This is a genomic window from Acinetobacter sp. 1130196 (genome assembly GCF_000588095.1).
In the GTDB taxonomy this organism is placed as follows: domain Bacteria; phylum Pseudomonadota; class Gammaproteobacteria; order Pseudomonadales; family Moraxellaceae; genus Acinetobacter; species Acinetobacter nosocomialis.
Genome location: NZ_JFWX01000011.1, coordinates 79,535 through 99,534 on the forward strand (window position 1 = coordinate 79,535; position 20,000 = coordinate 99,534).

Sequence of the window (20,000 nt, forward strand, 5' to 3'; positions counted from 1 at the left end):
TACAATGAATAGAACAGAATGTTCAGGTAATGAACGGAAATTTAAGTGCGTGGGCGGATTATAGCAGAAAGAATTTAAAAGTCATGTGTTTTAATCAACTTTATCGTTATTTCTATTATTATTTCTATTTTACCGATCATTAAAAAATTAAAACCCTCTATAAAAAGAGGGTTTTAACTCACAAAGCGTTTCTCAATTATTTTGCAGCTTTATCCCAAGCAGGAACTACTGTTTGCATTAATGGTTTTAGCATTTTAAGTGAACAAGCAAGCACTTGACCATTTTCAAGTGAATCATTTCCACCACGAGCATCAACCACTACACCGCCTGCTTCTTTAATAATAAGTTCACCAGCAGCGATATCCCATGGTTTTAAACCAAGTTCAAAGAAACCATCGAAACGACCAGCAGCAACATAAGCTAAATCTAGAGCAGCTGAACCACCACGACGGATTTGAGCACCCGCTTGAGTAACAGCTAATAATGAAGCAAAGTGCTGCTCTGCATAAGATACGATTTCACCAGCACGTTTAGCACGATAAGGATGGCCTACTGCCAAGAACGTATTTTCTAAGCTATCTTTTACATTTACACGAATACGGCGTTGGTTCATCACCGCACCACGACCGCGACTTGCAGAGAACAATTCGTCACGTACAGGGTCATAAATTACGCCGTGCTGAGTAACACCTTTGTGTTGAACTGCAATAGAAATACAGAAATGAGGGAAACCATTAATAAAGTTTTGCGTGCCATCAAGTGGGTCAATGACCCAGCACCAGTCTGCATCATGGCCTTTGCCTTCTTGCAAACCGAACTCTTCACCTAAGAAGCTATGGTTTTTATAACTTTTACGTAATGTATCAATCGTTAATTGTTCTAAATAACGATCTACACGTGTTACAGGACCATCAATGCCTTTTTCTTCAACTTGCAAATCGAGTTTATGACGATTTTGATGCGCTTTTAAAAGCTCTTGACCAACTGTTTGAGCCGCACGCGCAGCCATCACCACCATAGGTTCCATTGAACACCCACTACAATACAAATTTGAAGATTTTGACAAAGAATAATGCATAAAAGCGCATACATTTTAGCAAATGAATGCGCTTTATGGGAAAAAATGTTTCAAAAATTTTATTAACGGATTAAACGACCTGATTTTGCTTAAGCCAAGCTCTCTCAATTGAGTTCAAAATACCTTTCGCATCTAAACCACAATCTTGCAGCATTTGATTATGTGAAGCCTGATGCAAGAATGAGTCTGGCAAACCTAAGTTAATGATAGGTTTAACAATTTGCTCTTGTGCCATAAACTCATTCACTGCACTACCCGCGCCGCCCATAATCGCATGTTCTTCAACTGTCACGAATAAATGAGTATGTTCAGCCAAGTCTCGAATCATTTGCTCATCAAGCGGTTTTACAAAGCGCATATTTACAACACGCACACCAACATCGTGTTTTTGTGCAAGTTGCTCGGCAGCTTCTATAGCAACCATGACACGGCTACCAAATGCTAGAACTGTAATTTGCTCATCACTAATTGGTTTAATTTCTGCAACAATTTCAGCTTTACCTAATTCAAGAACAGTCATTTCTTTTTGAATTTCAACACCAACACCTGCACCACGTGGGTAACGTACTGCGGCAGGACCATTATAGGCATAGGCTGTATGAAGCATTTGACGGCATTCATTTTCGTCTTTTGGTGCCATAATCACCATATTCGGTACAGTACGCATATAGGCATAGTCATATGCGCCTGCGTGTGTTGGGCCATCTTCACCGACTAGACCGGCACGATCGATACCGAAAGTTACATCAAGGTTTTGCAATGCAACATCATGAATAAGTTGATCATAACCACGCTGCAAGAATGTCGAATAAATTGCAACAACAGGTTTTAGCCCTTCGCAAGCCATACCAGCTGCAAGTGTTACGGCGTGCTGCTCTGCAATTGCGACATCAAAGAAACGTTGTGGGAATTGCTTGGCAAACTTAACCATGCCCGAGCCTTCACACATAGCAGGCGTGATCGCAAGCAACCGCTCATCTTGAGCAGCTTCATCGCATAACCATTCACCAAAAACATCCGAATACTTTGGTGGGGCTTTCCCGCCTGAAGTGGCATTAATTTTACTAATCGCATGGTAAGTAATCGGGTCAGCTTCAGCAGGAGCAAAGCCTTTGCCTTTTTTAGTATAAACGTGAACTAAACGTGGACCTTTACGCTTTTTAAGCGCATTGAACACTTGAACCAACTGATTGACATCGTGCCCATCAAATGGTCCAAAATAATCAAAACCAATTGCTTTAAATAGGTTATCTGCAGCATCGGTTGCCGATTGGTGTAATCGAGAGTTATAGGTCCATTTTGGATGTGGCTGGATATAAGCTTCACCATGTTCATTTACATTGACTAAATGACCTTTTTCCCAAATTGCAGCTAAATGCTTAGCGAAGCCACCAGTACTGCAAGAAATGGACATGTCATTGTCATTGAGTACAACAATCAAGTCAGCATCATGTGCAACCGCATCATTCATAGCCTCAAATGCCATGCCTGCAGTCATTGCACCATCACCTACAATACAAACAACTTCACATGGGTCATTTTGATAACGGCGTGCAAGTGACATACCTAGGCCAGCTGAAATCGCTGTTGACGAATGCCCTACCCCAAAGGTATCAAAAACTGATTCTTCTCTGGCAGGGAAAGCTGCTAATCCATTTTTTGAACGGATAGTTGTAATTTGTTCACGGCGACCAGTCAGGATTTTATGTGGATATGCTTGATGTCCTACATCCCAAACTAACCGGTCATTTGGTGTATTAAAACAATAATGCAGCGCAACCGTCAGCTCAACCACGCCGAGGTTAGCACCGAAATGGCCACCACTCTGGCCTGCTGCATATAAAATATATTGACGCAACTCATCAGCCACTTGAACCAGTTGGCTATGCTCGAGCTGACGTAATTGTTGAGGATGATCAATTGCATCTAACAATGGCGTAACAGGGCGTTGAGTTGGAATTTCGGTATACAACATATGTGGCAAAGCCTTTATAAGCCTGGCAAATCCTAAGCTGGGTCAAAATGGGTCGATCATACAATCGAATGAAGTCACCTTCAATCAGCCACATTTGCGAACGAGATCATGCAAAGCAGTCTCTCATACATTATGGGTATGGTTGGCAGATTATCCTGAATAATCTGACTATTTATCAACTATTATCGTCTTCTTTATACAAAAAAGAAAACCTTAGTGTGCAAAATGATTATGACAATTCGACCAATCTCCCAGCATTACGCTATACTTTAAACCGTTTTCGGTTAAAAGATGAGTTAATCTGTGCCTATAGAGTTCATTGCAACATCAAAACTCCCGACCGCTTTTGGTGAATTCAATATTTCTGTGTTTCAAGATCCCGTTACAGGTGAAGAACATGTGGCACTTTCTAAAGGGTTAGAAAATCCGCCAACAGGCCCTGTTTTGGTTCGTGTACATTCTGAATGCTTAACAGGTGATGCTTTTGCGTCATTAAAATGTGATTGTGGCCCACAATTACAAGCCACTCAAAAACTCATCAATGAAGCAGGACAAGGTGTAATTTTATATTTACGCCAAGAAGGTCGTGGAATTGGTTTAACCAATAAAATTCGTGCCTATGCTTTGCAAGATCAGGGTCACGATACAGTAGATGCCAATTTACTATTGAATTTACCTGCCGATGCACGCCGTTACGATATGTGTAGCATTATGCTCGATCACTTAAAAGTAAAAGAAGTGAAGTTAATTACCAATAATCCTTTGAAAATTCAGGCACTCAAAGATCAGGGTATTAATGTCGTAGATCGTGTACCGTTAACTGTCGGCCGCAATCCTTTTAATGAACAATATTTAAAAACCAAACGTGAAAGAATGGATCACCTTTATCAAAAAGATGATTTTTGATTCCAATTCCAAAATTTAAAAACAATATTTAAGGGATTTTTTCAAGATTTAGAAAAAATCCCTTACTTTTTTTATGGTTTTATGTTTTGATGTATTTAATTTATATCAATCATCTTTGAGGGTCATTATGCAACATCCGACTTCCACAGATATTCAACGTGTCCGCGAATTTCTCCTCGATTTACAAGCCCGTATTTGTGCTGGTTTAGAACAACAAGAAAAAGCTGGCGGTGGTACGGCAGAATTTATTATTGATGATTGGGAACGCCCTGAAGGCGGCGGCGGTCGTTCACGTGTGCTGCAAAATGGTACAGTGATCGAAAAAGGTGGTGTGATGTTTTCTCACATCAACATTAGTAAACTTCCTGCGTCTGCTACAGAACGTCACCCTCAAATTGCAGGGGCTAAAGCTCAGGCACTAGGTGTTTCTTTAGTTATTCATCCTAAAAACCCAAATATTCCGACCTCTCATGCAAATGTCCGTTTATTCGTTGCAGAACGTGAAGGACAAGAGCCCATTTGGTGGTTTGGTGGTGGTTTTGATTTAACGCCATTTTATCCAGATGACCAAGATGTTTTAAATTGGCATCAAGCTGCTTACGACCTATGTAAACCTTTTGGTGACAATGTTTATGCTGAACATAAGCAATGGTGTGATGATTACTTTTATTTAAAGCATCGTGATGAACAGCGTGGTGTGGGTGGCTTATTTTTTGATGATTTAAATTGCTGGGATTTCGAAACTTGCTTTAAATATATTCAAGCTGTAGGCAATGGTTATTTAAATGCCATTTTGCCAATTTTCGAAAAACACCGTGAACAGCCTTATACCGAAGCTCAACGAGAATTTCAGCTTTATCGCCGCGGTAGATATGTTGAATATAACTTGGTTTATGACCGTGGTACGTTGTTTGGATTACAAACAGGTGGCCGTATCGAGTCTATTTTAGTCAGCCTACCTAATTTAGCTGCATGGTCTTATCGTCCTGAATGGGATGAAGACTCTCCAGAGAAGCGTTTAACTGACTATTACTTAAAACCTCGTGATTGGTTAGGTTTAAAAGAAAAAGTCGCTTAATTTTTTGTTTTGGGGATTCTTTGGCTTCCACCCTAAAGAATCTCCTTTTTTGATTTCAATTTCCCTTCCTTCATTCAAATATTTTTTCTTGTGTTATTTTGACTTATAGTGAGGCCTGCTGAATATTCAGCACAGGCTTTATCTGCTTTATGCCATTTTAAAATTTTGGATACAAGAATGACCAAACAGTTTGCAGTAATTGGCAACCCGATCGAACAATCACGCTCGCCTGAATTGCATCATGCTTTCGCTCAAAAAACAGGTGTTGATCTAAACTATCAAAAACGTCTCGCTCCTCTAGATGGTTTTGAGTCAAGCATGCGCAGTTTCTTTGCAGAAGGCGGCAGTGGCATGAATGTTACTGTTCCCTTTAAAGAGCAAGCTTTTGCTTTATGTGATGTTTTAACCGAGCGTGCCCAAATTGCTAAAGCTGTAAATACCTTGTGGATGGAAAATGGCAAATTGCATGGTGACAATACAGATGGCCAAGGCCTAGTCGCTGCAATACAAGCTTTAGATTGGAACTTAGAAAATACAACTATTTTAATTTTAGGAGCTGGTGGTGCAACTCGTGGTGTCATTTACCCACTGGTACAGGCTGGCGCTAAAAAGATTGTTATTGCCAACCGAACCCTCGCTCGTGCAGAACAACTTGTAGATGACTTAAAAACAGCAGTTCCACAAGCCCAATTACAAGCAATTTCTCTAAATGATTTAGACGGCGATTTTGATATTGTAATTAATGCAACTTCTGCAAGTCTTTCAGGTGGTGCTTTACAACTTCCTGAAAAATTACAGTTCAAATATGCGTATGAAATGGCTTATGGCAAACCTTCTAGTTTCCTTGATCAGGCGAAACAGCGTAATGTGCCTTATGCAGAAGGTTTTGGTATGTTAGTAGGCCAAGCCATCGAAGCTTTTTATATCTGGAATGGTGTAAGACCAGAGTTAAAAGATTTCTTATAAACAAAAAAAGAACCTACTTAAAGTAGGTTCTTTTTTTATCTCATTTACTATTTTTTAGCAGCGACCATTTGCTTATAAACATCTCGGAAAATTTCATAATCAATAAATTCATTATGTTCAGGTTTTAACTTCTGAATTGTTTTTTCCGTAAGCTGTTGTTTACGCGCGGCCACATAAACGTTTCCTAAAATATCAGCCGTTTCTGATAACAAATGCTTTTCTTCAGCAGAAACACCATTTTGTTTTTCAAATTCTAACTGATACTGCTTTGAGAACAGTTGGGCTGGCTGTTTATATTGCTTTTGTAGTTTCTGCCAAGCTTCACGCCCTGCTTTACCTTGCATAGTCTCTATCACAATATGATCTACAGCACGCCCTAACTCATGGTCAAACTGTTCATCCTGTTCAAGATGATGCTTTTTCTGTAAAGCAGTAATACGCTCTAAAGCTTTTCCTTGAGGGTTATAGGTATCTTCTTCCGAGAACCAGTAAGCATAAACCTCTGCAATTTCTTGTAGCTGTTGAACAGAGTAATATTTGATATATGACGGTTTTTCAGCTGTTAATTTGGCAATAAATACTGCTTTATAAGTTTTGTCATAAGCATGCATTTCATCATAGGTTTTATCAGCCAGTACAGCCAGATTTGCATCTAAATCTTGTACATCACTATGTGTGCCTACCGGATGCTCTAAAACATCACCTTGTCCAAGCTTTTCTCCAAAACCTTTAATAAAGTTTTCGAGCATAGAACCTTTACTTGCTTCAGCTATAGACTTGGCCTGTTTAAGCTGCTTTTGATCAATTGAGGTTGCTTTACCGTAATTTAAAATTTGCATATCAGCTTTAATATTAAAGCTATGTTTAAACTCGGCTGGCGTATAAGCAACATCATAGGTCATGTTCACTGCACGACCTTTATCATCTAAAGCCACATCAATCGTGATTGGATTTCTTTGCTTAGGTAAAGCTTGCTCAATCTCGGCCTTGTGTTTTAGCCATAAAGCTTTGAATGCTTCATCATTGATAAACTGGTTTTGGTTATAAGCTTCAAAAGTTTGTTTTAAAGTGTCTCGGCGAGACTTGGTTTGAACTTTTTCAGCACTCGCCGCACTCTGGTCTAGCACATCAATGCCATAAACTTGGCAATAATTAATATCACCTAAAGCAACCGGTTTTTTCAGTGACTTTAATTCAATACATTGATCTTCGGTAAGCGTTACAGCATCTTCACCTTGTGCATCCTGTACACCACCTGCAGCTGCTTCTTCACTGCCATTTTGATCTTCAGAAACTGATGCATCTGCTGCTGCCGGAGCTTGTGCTGCCGTAGTTAAATTGTCTTCACCTGCATCATTTGATGAAAGGCCACCATCAAAGTGTGCATTGATTAAACTATACAATTCCTGACTTACAGCAGCGGCATCATCAGAAGAAACCTTTTGTTCTTCTTTATTAACAGCGCCTTTTTTCGCTTCAGAAGCGGCAAGCTCTTTTGCTACTTTTTCAGCCATCTTTTGGTTATCAAAACCTAATACACTTTTTTGAAGATATTTATCATTGACCTGACCATACAGCTCAACTTCTAAAAGCAACTCTTCAATGGTGGTTTTCAAACGAATTTTATCAACTGCCCCAGCCTTACGATCAGTCTCCGTCAAAGATACACGTTGTAAGTTTTGCGGGTCAGCCAAACGATAAGAAACCGCACTAGAAGCTTTAAGATATTCAATAAACTTCTTCGTATCGACATTTTTAAAGAAGTCTTTATATTTTGAAAAATCAATATAAGCCAAATTATTTTGATTTTCTTTATTGACTAAATACGGCATTAAACCGAAGTAATTTACGTAAAACTTATAATTTTCCAGATCAAGCACCATTGGCAATTTTGCCTGAACCAATAGCGTTGGTTTTTCATATTTAGCAGTAAGGTTAAATGAACCCATTTTTTGACGGTAATGAATTGAGCCGTCATAGCTAAACTGAAGATCATTTAATAAATTAATTAATACGGCGTTTACTTTTTCAGAACGTGCTGAGGGCCCCAAACCACCTTGTTCATTTGCAATAGCTGCATATAGGGTCTGTTTCTGAGCTTTACTTAAACCAACTTTTTGCTCACCTAAATATTGATCAACTTTCTTTTGTAATTCGGCATCAAGTTTTGGACTATTTTCAGCTTTTCCATTTTGCTTTATTTGTGATGGATCAACCGTGATTTTAAAATTTCCGCGATAGTCATAACTTGGATATTCATACATCGCATTAACGCTTTGAATGGCCTTTTGCTCTAAATTCGCAGATGCCACTTGTGGACGCACGCCGTGTTGTGCACATGCAGTCAAGCCCAAACTAAATAAACATAAACTGAGATATTTTAAATGCATAACCTTTTTTAAAACCTTATCGCTTTATCTTTTTAACAAAACTTGCTAAAAATAAAAAAATTAGTTGTTTTTTCACATAAAAGTATAAGACCTGACTTTATCAGAAAATATAATTTCCAGTGTATTTATTTTCGACAAAATTCGCTTTTCTGACATTCTTTTCGGGTGTGATTAACATTGTATTTTTATCATGCGAGTGAATAATCAAATCATCGATTCAGATAATCCCACAATGTCTTACAATTAGGATTAAAGCCATGCCAGCATATAAAGCTCCCCTACACGATATCCGCTTCTTAATGAATGAAGTATTAGACTACCCTGCTCACTATAAAACTTTATCAAATGGTGAAAGTGCAGATCCAGATACTGTAGATATGATTCTTGAAGGTGCGGCAGATTATTGTGAAAACGTACTCTCTCCCCTTAACCAATCTGGCGATGAAGAAGGTTGCCATTTTGACAACGGCGAAGTGAAAACACCAAAAGGTTTTAAAGAAGCTTATGACCAGTTTGTAATGGGTGGCTGGCAAGGACTTTCTTATCCTGAAGAATTTGGTGGCCAAGGCCTTCCAATGTCTTTAAACCTGATTAAATCAGAGATGATGGGTACAGCGAACTGGTCATTTACCATGTATCCTGGTTTAAGCTCAGGTTGTATGAATACGATTTTGCAATTCGGTACAGATGAGCAAAAACAAACCTATATGCCTAAACTTGTTGAAGGTACATGGAGCGGCACAATGTGCTTAACCGAACCTCAATGTGGTACAGACTTAGGTCAGGTAAAAACTAAAGCTGAGCCTCAAGCTGATGGTACTTATAAAATTTCTGGTACAAAAATCTTCATTTCTGCTGGTGAACACGATTTAACTGAGAACATTATTCACATCGTGCTTGCACGTCTTCCAGATGCACCAGCAGGTACACGCGGTATTTCTTTATTTATCGTTCCTAAGTTTATTCCAACCGCTGATGGCGGCGTAGGTGAACGTAACACGGTTAGCTGTGGTTCAATCGAACATAAAATGGGTATTCGTGCTTCTGCAACTGCTGTGTTGAACTTTGACAACGCAACAGGCTACCTCATTGGTGAAGTAAACAAAGGCTTACATGCGATGTTTACTTTTATGAACACTGCGCGTATTGGTACTGCGGTTCAAGGTATTGCACATGCTGAGTTATCTTTCCAAGGTGCTCTACCTTATGCCAAAGAACGTATGTCTATGCGTGCCCTTTCTGGTAAAAAAGATCCAGATAAAGTGGCTGATGCGATTATTCACCATGCTGATGTACGTCGTATGTTATTAACACAAAAAGCGATCGCTGAAGGCGGTCGTTCAATGATCTATTACGCAGCACAGCTTGCTGACAAAATGACAGACGCTTTGACGCGCGGTGACCAAGCTGCATTTGAAGATTATGATGACAAACTTGGTTTCTATACACCAATTTTGAAAGGGTTCTTGACTGAGCTTGGCCTAGAAGCTGCTAACCACGGTATGCAAGTGTATGGTGGTCATGGCTACATCAAAGAATGGGGTATGGAGCAAATCGTACGTGATGCTCGTATTTCTACTTTATACGAAGGAACAACTGGTGTTCAGGCACTCGACTTGATTGGTCGTAAAGTGTTGTTAAGCTCAAAAGGTAAAGTAGTGCGTGAATACACTGCTGAAATCTTAAAATTCTGTGCAACACATGCACGTAATAAATACTTACGTCGTTTCGCTTGGGATTTAACAAAGCTTTGTGCTCAATGGAACACTTTAACTGTTCGTATCATGCTTGCTGCACGTAAAGACCGTGACATCGTATCTTCTGCTTCTGTAGATTTCTTGATGTTCTCAGGCTATGTCATGATGGCTTATTTCTGGGCTCAACAAGCCGTAGTTGCTTCTGAAAAATTAGAAGCAGGTGACGGTAAAGAAACTCCTGAATTCTATAAAGCAAAAATTAAAGTTGCTGATTTCTACTTCGACCGCTTATTACCACGTGCACAAGGTCATGCAGAATCAATGGTAACGACTTCTCGTACACTTACTTCATTACCAGTTGAACACTTTAGCTTCGACTACTAATAATAAGTTAATAAGTAAGTAGTAAAATAAAAAAGAGCGCAATTAATATTGCGCTCTTTTTTATTGATTTAAAATAACTTTATTCTTTATTAAGTACATAAGCTTTTGTAGGAACAAAATAGTTTTGTTCTAAAAACTCACGATTTTTACCATAATCGCTATAGAACAGTTTTTCTAAATTTACGATTAATTTCTGTTTCGAAATAATATTAAAGTAGAAGTTAACATCTGATGTTGGACACTGAATCTTTAACTCATGAGCAGCAGAATCAACTTTCCACTTTAATGAAGGACATAATCGATTGATGACTGCACTTTTTGCACCATCTTTATTACTGATTCGCCCAAAATGAACAACGTTCCAATACGCAGTGCCATCAGGTAATAAGTTTAAAATATATTCCGCTTCACCTGTTTCACAATCGGCAAAATTATCTTCACATGAAATACGGGTATGATAGCGACCTGCATATTGTTGATCTGATTCAGATATTTTAGATGTCTGATCTGGGGCACCATCGGGTAAAAAAGTTCGTCCCGCTGCATCATCCAACGTTTTAACTGCAGTCGTACTTTTAACTAGACTATTATCATGTTTAGAAGTCGTTGCTAACGCTGAGTGATCCTTAGAATCGGCATGATTTGCATCACAGGCACTCAGCGCCATACATAAGATGGCTGCCAAACCTAAATGTTTAATTAAAAGACCAGACCACTTCAAAGACATATACATCATTCACATACAACAGCAATGTGACTGTTCAAATTATGATTTAAGAACACTACCATTACTGCTACAAACACTTTTAGCCCCGAAAGGGTGCATTTTAGTAGATGTTGCTTTCATTCATTTAAATCATTTACATATTTTAACTATTTTTAATTTTATCGGACTTTAATTAGTTAATTTTGTCGCCATATTTCTATTAACCAAGGGAAATAACAAACCTTGTCATTTATATATTTGAGGAGAACTACATGACCAATTCTGGTTTATATCGCTCGAACCGACAAAGCATGATCGCCGGTGTAATGGGCGGTATTGCTGAACGTTTTGGTTGGAACGCAAATTTATTACGCATTATTTTCGTATTGGTCTCGGTAATGAGTGCGGCTTTCCCAGGAATTTTAGTCTACTTGGTTTTATGGTTAGTTATTCCGAAAAGACAGCCTGAACAAGTCCAAGGTTATCAACAACCTGTTCGTACTGTACGAGAAGAACAAATACATTAAATCACTTAGTTTATTTTGGTCGCTACGGTTGCATCCCCTAATCAACCGTAGCTTTTTTTATGCTTAAAATTATAGTTTTCGATTTAACTGCTGTTGTAATGCCGCGATCATATCTGCACGGCTAATGATTCCTATCAGTTTTCGCTCTTCAACAACAGGAATATAGTTAAATGACTTCTCAACAAAGTAAGGTACAAGATCTTGAATAGGCTGAGTTGGTAGTACAGTAACAACTCGACGACTCATAATTTGCTTTACATAATGTTGCCATGAGTTTCTTGGATCGGCTGCCCCTTTAAACCACTCCACAACTTCATATAGCGCTAAAGTTCCTACTAAATGGTTTTCTGCATTGACCACAGGTAAGCTCATCAAGTTCACTTGTTTAAATTTATCTAATGCCTGATGAATATCATCATCTTCATGTAGTTTAATCACATCACGGCTCATAATATCCTGACAGGCATATTGGTTCACCATGCGTTCATTGGCATGTTCTTGCGCTTCTAAAATGATTTTTTCTAAATCGTACTGACTAATATCTAATAGTTCAGTGTGATGCTCTAATGCATATTCAATATCTTTTGGCTGAATTGAGACTTTTTGAGTTGGCGTTGGATCTTTACTGCGTTCATTTAAGTGTGCAGTAACTGGATAATGCCGCCCAATCAGTCTATTAAAAAAGATGGCGAAACCGAGTAGAAGTAATGAATTGAGTAGAACTGGATAGAAAACAAAATAGAAACCTAATTTGTGAATAGCCACACCACCCAACACAGCCGTAATCGCAACTGCACCACTCGGTGGGTGCAAAGAGTCAGTGGTCATCATTAAAAATATAGCAAGCCCTACAGCCACACTAAAAGCCGTAGTTAAATCCGGAATGTACTGTGCACAGGCTACGCCAATAATGGCGGCTAAGGGATTACCAACAATAACATTCCAAGGCTGAGCCAGCGGACTGGTCGACACAGCAAATAAGAGAACTGAGGAAGCTCCCATAGGTGCAATGTACCATGCATTAATTCCACCTAAAACATACCAGCTAATTAAGGAAGAAATTGCTAAACCACATAGCGCTCCAACGCCACAAAGCAACCGTTCTTTTAGTGGTAAAACCTTAAAATTCGGTTTTAAAATCTGTAACCATTCTGGCTGTATAACACTCACAGTACACCTTAGGGGATATGCCGTTATTTATAACGGGCAAAAGTATACGCCCAAAGCCACATAAAGTGCATTTAAATTATATCTTTCAATTATCAGAAAACCTGTTGAATATATTCTTACTATTTGAAAATTTTAATATTCCATCAATTTTTCATTTAAATAACGCCAGTAACGTTTCGGCAAATATTGCACATGGAGCTTTATATTCTGGCGTTCTGTAATATTTACGCTCTTAAAATAATCTTTCCAAAGCTGATCATACAAAACTTCTTGCTCATCTAACTCAAGCTGAAAGCTTTGACTCATTCCATTTTTTAAATTACGGTCAACGTCCGAGGCTTCGAGCGAAACTTCATGTATTTCCCGTAAATCATAATAAATTCCAAACTTACGTTGCTCATCATAAATCAACCAACGCTGATCTTGATAACGCCGTTTAAAATGCGGCTGAATGAGTGGTAAAACATTAAAATCAGGACGAACCAGACTTAAAAAAAGCTCATCTTTAGTTTTCTTAAAACGAATAAAAGCCTCCATTCGATGCTTCTCTCGCCCGACCTTTTTCGTCCACTGTGCAATTGCCAGAACACTAGGATTTGAATAATCTTTTTCTATGGAAACATGGCTAGTAAACACATAAATACAGTAATTAAATAAATGCTGATAGGCATCTAAAGATTCGGATAAATAAGCAAAATAAAATTGTTTTAACGAAGAAGATGAAAGCTTTTTTTGTAGCGCAGCCCATACACGTTCAGCATGTTGCTCATTATTTGCAACCTCAATTTTATCGGCAAATAAACCATGTTGAGCTGCATCATTCAAACAGAGCCTGACCTGTAATTCTTTAAATTGAAATGCACGAAAAACACAGCTCAGCAGCCCAACCATTGAACCATCAAAATAGTAAGCAACCTCCTCATTAAACATGGCTAAAACCCAAGACTTAATTGTGGCGAGAGTTGCTGCACATATTTCGAAGATCCCTGCGTTAAAATCTGCTGCCGAATAAAACTTGAAGACAATTCTTTTTGGAATTTTGGAGTGTCTTCACAGCGAATAAAGAATTTTGCACGCTGATAGGCCACACCGAGTTTTTTAAGTAAATCGGTATGGATTTTGCCAAACCGGCGTGCTTGCACAATTTTCTTGGCCGATTTCACCCCAATACCCGGTACACGTAAAATCATTTGATAATCTGCACGATTTAAATCTACTGGAAACTGCTCGGGATGCCTTAACGCCCAGCTTAATTTTGGGTCTACATCCAGATCCAAATTTGGGTGTTTTTCATTAACAATTTCATTGACTTCAAAACCGTAAAAACGCATCAACCAATCACTTTGATAGAGTCGATTTTCACGAAGCAACGGCGGTGCAGAACCAACAGCAGGCAAGTAATTATTTTCGGTATTAATTGGGATATAACCCGAATAATAGACGCGTTTGAGTTTAAATTCTTTATAGTGCTTGTCTGCCATGAACAAGACATCTTGATCTGACTCTTGATGCGCTCCTACCACCATTTGGGTGGTCTGCCCTGCTGGTACATATTTCGGCACATGCTTAATAACTTGTCGTTCATCTTTCAGTTGAATGAGTCTGTCACGAACCAAACCTAAATCTTTTTGTACTTCCTCATGTGATTTTTCTGGCGCAAAAGTTTTTAGCCCCATCTCTGTCGGCATTTCTAAATTAATACTCATCCGGTCAGCATATAAACCTGCTTCATGAATCAGTTCAGGCGATGCGCCCGGAATTGTTTTTAGGTGAATATAACCATTAAAGTTTTCTTCAAGGCGCAACTTTTTAACCACTTGGAGCATGCGCTCCATCGTATAATCGGCCGATTTAAAAATGCCGGAGCTTAAAAATAACCCTTCAATATAATTACGTCGGTAAAAATTAATGGTTAAATCGACGACCTCTTGTACCGTAAATGCGGCACGTTGAACGTCATTAGAACGACGTGAAACACAATAGGCGCAGTCAAAAATACAGACATTGCTAAACAGAATTTTTAAGAGAGACACACAACGACCATCTTCAGTATAGCTATGGCAAATACCCGAATGACTAGCATCCCCCAGACCTTTATTTTTGTTTTTACGGTCACTGCCACTTGATGAACAAGACACATCATATTTAGCAGCATCAGCAAGAATTTGTAGTTTTTCCCGAATGCGATCAGACATATCAAACGACTCATTTATGGCATCGTTTAGAAAATATCATGTCGCATTCTTAAATTTAATCTAGGGAAGTACGCTCAGCGTCATGAGGTGACGTTTAAAATAATTTGTCTTAATTAACGTATTCTTCAAGCTGCTTTACACGCTTTTCATACTCTTGCATTGGGCAATATGAATACATCGGTGAGCCGATATATGAACCTGCATTATTACATTCCTGATCTACATAGGCTTTCCAGAGTCGCTGAGATTTTAAAATATCTTGGTAACGTTCTGGCTGTTTGTATTCTTCGCTTTGTGCACGAATTTGATCAATCAGAGCAACAATTTTTTCTTCATAAGTCTTTTTAGCTTGTTCAGAACAGCTATACACGACCATATTATTAATGCTTTCAAGCTTCATTTCTTTAATGGTCTGGTCTACACATTGATTGTATTCATCTTGCTCATCAGTTTCGGTTTGCGCGTAAAGCCACGGGCTACAGAAAAGGCTGGAGAAAACAATAAGTTTGCAGCAAAATTTCAACATAACTTCTTCTCAGTTCTATAATTTTTAATATGCTTCAATATAACAAAAAAACGATTATTCATGCACTTGCGCTTGCACCCCTACCATTGCTGAGTTTATCTGTCTTAGGGGTCATGACATTAAATGCTGAGTTTAACCTTTATTCGATTGGAGTTATTTTACTAGCCCATTTCTTATTTTATTTACTTTTTTATGGCCTTCTAGTTATTCCTTTCGCATATATCATTTCCTATTTTCTGGCCCGTAAAAGTCGTTTAAATCTGATGAGTATTTTCATCAGCGGAACTGCGATCTGGATTTTAATTATCCCTATTGCACATTTGTTTTTTGTCGGGTCATTCCCGTCTCCTTGGTGGAATATTTATAAGATTTACAGTTTTTATCTCATGATTTTATTTACGGGCTTTTGCTACTGGTTAAGCTTGAAATGGCTAAGCCGAAAACAAATAGGCTAATCACGTATTCATTTGATTAAGCCTTTGCCACTCCCCTACAAAATCCTTATACTTAGGGGCAATTTTTCTCATAAATTCGTGGATGCTACATGAGTCGCGCCATCTCGCACATTGATACATTTCAGGGCTTAATTCTTGCCCTACAAAACTATTGGGCCGAACAAGGCTGCGTCGTACTACAACCTTACGACATGGAAATGGGCGCTGGAACATTCCACACCGCAACATTCTTACGTGCTTTAGGGCCAGAGACTTGGAACGCGGCATACGTTCAACCTTCACGTCGTCCAAAAGATGGCCGCTACGGTGAAAACCCGAACCGTTTGCAACATTACTACCAATTCCAAGTGGTACTTAAGCCAAACCCAGACAACATCCAGCAGCTGTATCTCGATTCTTTAAAAGCAATCGGGATTGATACGCTTACTCACGATATCCGTTTCGTAGAAGACAACTGGGAATCTCCAACTCTTGGGGCTTGGGGCCTAGGTTGGGAAGTTTGGCTTAACGGTATGGAAGTAACTCAGTTCACTTACTTCCAACAAGTCGGTGGTGTTGAATGTTACCCAGTAACAGGCGAAATCACTTACGGTTTAGAACGTCTTGCGATGTACCTACAGGGTGTTGATTCGGTATATGACCTTGTTTGGACGAAAGGCCAATTCGGCACGGTAACTTACGGCGACGTATTCCATCAAAATGAAGTTGAGCAATCGACTTATAACTTTGAATACGCTCCAGTTGACAAACTATTTGAACTGTTTGATTTCTACGAGTCAGAAGCAAACCGTTTAATGGAAGCTAAACTTCCACTTCCAGCTTATGAGCAAGTTGTTAAAGCGTCTCATACCTTTAACTTGCTTGATGCACGTGGTGCAATTTCTGTGACTGAGCGTCAGCGTTACATTTTACGTGTACGTACTTTGGCACGCGCAATTGCACAAAGTTATGTACAAGCGCGTGCAGAACTTGGCTTCCCAATGGCAGAACCGCATTTACGTGATGAAGTATTGGCACAGCTAAAAGCACAAGCTGAAAGTGAAGCAGCAAAGGCGGAGAAAAACTAATGAGCAAACATACTGTTTTATTCGAACTTGGCTGTGAAGAGCTTCCACCAAAAAGCTTAAAAACATTACGTGATGCACTACAAGCAGAAACTGTAAAAGGCTTAAATGAAGCAGGTTTAAACTTCGCATCTATTGAAGCTTATGCCGCTCCACGTCGTTTAGCGCTTAAAATTGTAGATGTAGATGCTGCGCAAGCGGATACACAAAAACGTTTTGACGGCCCGGCTGTTCAAGCAGCTTACGATGCAGAAGGCAAACCGACTAAAGCACTTAAAGGCTTTATGCGTGGACAAGGCATTACTGTTGATCAGCTTTCTACATTCCAAGCAGGTAAAGTTGAAAAAGTTTGCTATTTAAAAGATGTGAAAGGACAAAGCCTTGACGCTTTACTTCCACAGATTTTACAAACAGCGTTAGATAATTTACCAATTGCTAAGCGCATGCGTTCTGCTGCAAGCCGTACCGAATTTGTACGTCCAGTGAAATGGGTTGTCTTACTCAAAGATAACCAAATTGTTGACGCGACTATTCAAGATCACAAAGCTGGCAATGTGACTTATGGTCACCGTTTCCATGCACCTGACGCTGTAACTTTAGCGCATGCAAATGATTACTTAGAGGCTTTAGAAAAAGCTTACGTCGTTGCGAACTTTGAAAAGCGTCAGGCAAACATACAAGAACAAGTGAAAAAGTTAGCTGATGAAGTTAACGCGACTGCAATTGTTCCAGCTGACTTACTTGATGAAGTAACAAGTCTCGTTGAATGGCCTGTAGCTTTACGGGCAACTTTTGAAGAACGCTACTTAGCTGTTCCTCAAGAAGCACTTATTACGACAATGCAAGACAACCAGAAATATTTCTGTTTGATCAATGCGGAAGGTAAATTACAACCTTACTTCATTACTGTTTCAAACATTGAGTCTAAAGACCCGACTCAAATTATTGAAGGTAACGAAAAAGTTGTTCGTCCTCGTTTGTCTGATGCTGAATTCTTCTTCTTACAAGATCAAAAGCAACCGCTTGCATCTCGTAAAGAAAAACTAGCAAACATGGTATTCCAAGCACAACTTGGTACGCTTTGGGACAAATCAACACGTATTGCAAAACTTGCAGTTGCATTATCTCCAATCACTGGTGCAAACCCAGCCGATGCTGAAAAAGCTGCATTACTTGCTAAATGTGACTTAACTTCTGAACTTGTAGGTGAGTTCCCAGAACTTCAAGGTATTGCGGGTACTTACTACGCACGTATTGAAGGTGAAAACACTGAAGTTTCTGAAGCTTTAGGTGAACAATATTTACCAAAATTTGCGGGTGATGTTTTACCTAAAACTAAAACAGGTACAACCATTGCCCTTGCTGACCGTTTAGATACGCTGGTTGGTATTTTCGGTATTGGACAAGCGCCAACAGGCTCTAAAGACCCATTTGCTCTTCGTCGTTCAGCAATTGGTATCTTACGTTTAATCATTGAAAATGAATTAGATGTAACGATTGAAGAGCTAGTGAATCTTGCGCTTCAAGGCTATGGCGATATCGTTAAAGACCACGACAAGACTCGTGCTGATGCTGTTGCATTCTTGGAAGGTCGTTATCGTGCCAAGTACGAAGACCAAGGCGTTGCTGTTGATGTACTTCAAGCCGTTCAAGCACTTGCACCAAAATCTCCACTTGATTTTGACAAGCGCGTAAATGCTGTTAACCACTTCCGCACATTACCTGAAGCTGCTGCACTTGCTGCTGCAAATAAACGTGTGGCTAACATTCTTGCAAAAGAAGCAGCACCAGAAGGTTCTGTTGTTGAAGCGAACTTGGTTGAAAATGCTGAAAAGGCATTATTTGCTGAGCTTCAAGCAGTGACACCTGTAGTTGAACCATTACTTGCAGCAAAAGACTACACTGCTGCTCTTTCTAAGCTTGCAGCACTTCGCGCGCCGATTGATGCATTCTTTGATGGCGTAATGGTAATGGCAGATGATGCTAACCTGAAAGCAAACCGTTTACGTTTATTGGCTCAGTTGCGTAACTTGTTTACTGCTGTGGCTGATGTGAGCGTGTTGCAGGGCTAAGCCTTTATTAGTTGTAAATTAATGAGAACCCCTCTATAGATTAGTGGGGTTTTTTAATAATATTAAAAATAAATCCGCAGTCATCATAATGAATACCTCTTCAATTAAAAATTTTTATCGTATAGATGGTTATCTTGTTCTTTGCCACACCCTTTTGATGTCATTCGGTTATGGCCTATGGAAACTATATCCTCATATAAAGACCAAACCAGATATGAGCGGCCTGTTCTTTATGGTTATCTCTATTCTAGGTGGTTTTGCTGGGCTGATTATACTAGCTGTAACTCTGCCTCGTTTAGATCGTTCTGTTCGTAATTTATCAGTGAACAAATTTATTTTGGCTCTGCTGTATTGGATTTCGAGTACCATTATTTTCATGCTATTTGGCATCAGCAAATTCTTCTTCAATAATCCGCTAGTTTTGCTGGTTTTTGTTTTGGTTTTTTTCAGCAGTATTTATCGGCAGAGTAAAACTTGAAGTGCGACATAAACCACCTAATTAATTTAAAGGGTTTATGGAGTATATAAAATTGTCATACCATCATCTTAACTTTGAAGATCGTACTGCATTAATGCTTGAGTCAAGAAAAGAAGGCTTTTCAGCCAGAAAATTTGCTGAACTCATTAAAAGACATCCTAGTACGATCTATCGTGAGCTTAAAAGAAATAGCATCAATGACGTTTATCAAGCTCGATATGCTTCTGATAACACCTTCGCTAGACGTAGACGTGGTCACAGAAAACTCAAAATCGATTCAATCCTCTGGAAATTTATTGTTGAAGCGATCCGTTGTTTATGGTCTCCTCAGCA

Annotated in this window: 18 protein-coding genes; 10 read left to right on the forward strand and 8 right to left on the reverse strand. The window is 39.1% G+C overall.

From position 1 onward, the window contains the following. Positions 1 to 196: 196 nt before the first annotated feature. Together J671_RS12005 and dxs are read right to left on the reverse strand one after the other, a co-directional pair. Positions 197 to 1,027, reverse strand: coding sequence for an inositol monophosphatase family protein (locus tag J671_RS12005; protein WP_002052337.1), 831 nt, complete (start codon positions 1,025 to 1,027; stop codon positions 197 to 199). A gap of 121 nt (positions 1,028 to 1,148) precedes the next feature. Further along, positions 1,149 to 3,053, reverse strand: a complete 1,905-nt coding sequence (dxs, locus tag J671_RS12010) for a 1-deoxy-D-xylulose-5-phosphate synthase (RefSeq protein ID WP_031982350.1) — start codon at positions 3,051 to 3,053, stop codon at positions 1,149 to 1,151. A gap of 303 nt (positions 3,054 to 3,356) precedes the next feature. Between dxs and ribA the strand changes: the two genes are divergently transcribed. The 3 genes from ribA (at position 3,357) to aroE (ending at position 6,003) form a co-directional block, all read left to right on the forward strand. Next, complete coding sequence (gene ribA, locus J671_RS12015) at positions 3,357 to 3,959, forward strand: GTP cyclohydrolase II (protein ID WP_001121174.1); 603 nt, start codon at positions 3,357 to 3,359, stop codon at positions 3,957 to 3,959. Between the two features lie 127 nt (positions 3,960 to 4,086). Next, positions 4,087 to 5,037 carry an oxygen-dependent coproporphyrinogen oxidase gene (hemF, locus tag J671_RS12020; RefSeq protein ID WP_031982352.1) on the forward strand — a complete coding sequence of 317 codons (951 nt, stop codon included), beginning with the start codon at positions 4,087 to 4,089 and terminating at the stop codon, positions 5,035 to 5,037. 177 nt (positions 5,038 to 5,214) lie between these two features. Beyond that, a complete protein-coding gene (gene aroE / locus J671_RS12025) occupies positions 5,215 to 6,003 on the forward strand; it encodes a shikimate dehydrogenase (RefSeq protein ID WP_031982353.1) in 789 nt (262 codons plus the stop codon). Positions 6,004 to 6,050: 47 nt separating this feature from the next. On the opposite strand, the gene J671_RS12030 is transcribed toward aroE, so the two are convergent. Beyond that, a complete protein-coding gene (locus J671_RS12030) occupies positions 6,051 to 8,393 on the reverse strand; it encodes a hypothetical protein (RefSeq protein WP_031982355.1) in 2,343 nt (780 codons plus the stop codon). A gap of 257 nt (positions 8,394 to 8,650) precedes the next feature. Between J671_RS12030 and J671_RS12035 the strand changes: the two genes are divergently transcribed. After that, the gene (locus J671_RS12035) at positions 8,651 to 10,474 is read left to right on the forward strand and encodes an acyl-CoA dehydrogenase C-terminal domain-containing protein (RefSeq protein ID WP_004884612.1); all 1,824 of its coding nucleotides are present in this window, start codon (positions 8,651 to 8,653) and stop codon (positions 10,472 to 10,474) included. A 79-nt stretch (positions 10,475 to 10,553) separates the two neighbouring features. Here J671_RS12035 and J671_RS12040 read toward each other — a convergent pair whose 3' ends face one another. Next, complete coding sequence (locus J671_RS12040; RefSeq protein WP_016803860.1) at positions 10,554 to 11,201, reverse strand: hypothetical protein; 648 nt, start codon at positions 11,199 to 11,201, stop codon at positions 10,554 to 10,556. Between the two features lie 251 nt (positions 11,202 to 11,452). Here J671_RS12040 and J671_RS12045 point away from each other — a divergent pair, with 251 nt between their 5' ends. After that, positions 11,453 to 11,707: a PspC domain-containing protein gene (locus J671_RS12045; RefSeq protein WP_002052345.1), complete on the forward strand. Its 255-nt coding sequence runs from the start codon at positions 11,453 to 11,455 to the stop codon at positions 11,705 to 11,707. Between the two features lie 69 nt (positions 11,708 to 11,776). On the opposite strand, the gene J671_RS12050 is transcribed toward J671_RS12045, so the two are convergent. From J671_RS12050 to J671_RS12065, 4 genes are all read right to left on the reverse strand, one after another. After that, complete coding sequence (locus J671_RS12050; RefSeq protein WP_031982357.1) at positions 11,777 to 12,877, reverse strand: HPP family protein; 1,101 nt, start codon at positions 12,875 to 12,877, stop codon at positions 11,777 to 11,779. 132 nt (positions 12,878 to 13,009) lie between these two features. Next, positions 13,010 to 13,807 carry a TIGR03915 family putative DNA repair protein gene (locus tag J671_RS12055; protein WP_004711769.1) on the reverse strand — a complete coding sequence of 266 codons (798 nt, stop codon included), beginning with the start codon at positions 13,805 to 13,807 and terminating at the stop codon, positions 13,010 to 13,012. 2 nt (positions 13,808 to 13,809) lie between these two features. Further along, positions 13,810 to 15,072: a putative DNA modification/repair radical SAM protein gene (locus J671_RS12060; RefSeq protein WP_031982359.1), complete on the reverse strand. Its 1,263-nt coding sequence runs from the start codon at positions 15,070 to 15,072 to the stop codon at positions 13,810 to 13,812. 109 nt (positions 15,073 to 15,181) lie between these two features. Next, positions 15,182 to 15,598, reverse strand: a complete 417-nt coding sequence (locus tag J671_RS12065; protein WP_002052267.1) for a lysozyme inhibitor LprI family protein — start codon at positions 15,596 to 15,598, stop codon at positions 15,182 to 15,184. Positions 15,599 to 15,627: 29 nt separating this feature from the next. Here J671_RS12065 and J671_RS12070 point away from each other — a divergent pair, with 29 nt between their 5' ends. The 5 genes from J671_RS12070 to J671_RS12090 form a co-directional block, all read left to right on the forward strand. Next, entirely contained in the window at positions 15,628 to 16,053 is a 426-nt protein-coding gene (locus J671_RS12070; protein ID WP_031982360.1) for a hypothetical protein, read from the forward strand. Positions 16,054 to 16,142: 89 nt separating this feature from the next. Next, positions 16,143 to 17,120, forward strand: a complete 978-nt coding sequence (gene glyQ / locus J671_RS12075; protein ID WP_000085212.1) for a glycine--tRNA ligase subunit alpha — start codon at positions 16,143 to 16,145, stop codon at positions 17,118 to 17,120. Further along, positions 17,120 to 19,189, forward strand: coding sequence for a glycine--tRNA ligase subunit beta (gene glyS / locus J671_RS12080; protein ID WP_031982362.1), 2,070 nt, complete (start codon positions 17,120 to 17,122; stop codon positions 19,187 to 19,189). The genes glyQ and glyS overlap by 1 nt, the downstream gene beginning before the upstream one ends. Before the next feature lie 88 nt (positions 19,190 to 19,277). Further along, on the forward strand, positions 19,278 to 19,667 hold the full coding sequence (locus J671_RS12085; RefSeq protein ID WP_228132352.1) for a hypothetical protein: 390 nt from the start codon (positions 19,278 to 19,280) through the stop codon (positions 19,665 to 19,667). A 94-nt stretch (positions 19,668 to 19,761) separates the two neighbouring features. Further along, positions 19,762 to 20,000: helix-turn-helix domain-containing protein (locus J671_RS12090; protein WP_230400570.1), on the forward strand; the 239-nt coding region annotated here is incomplete at its 3' end.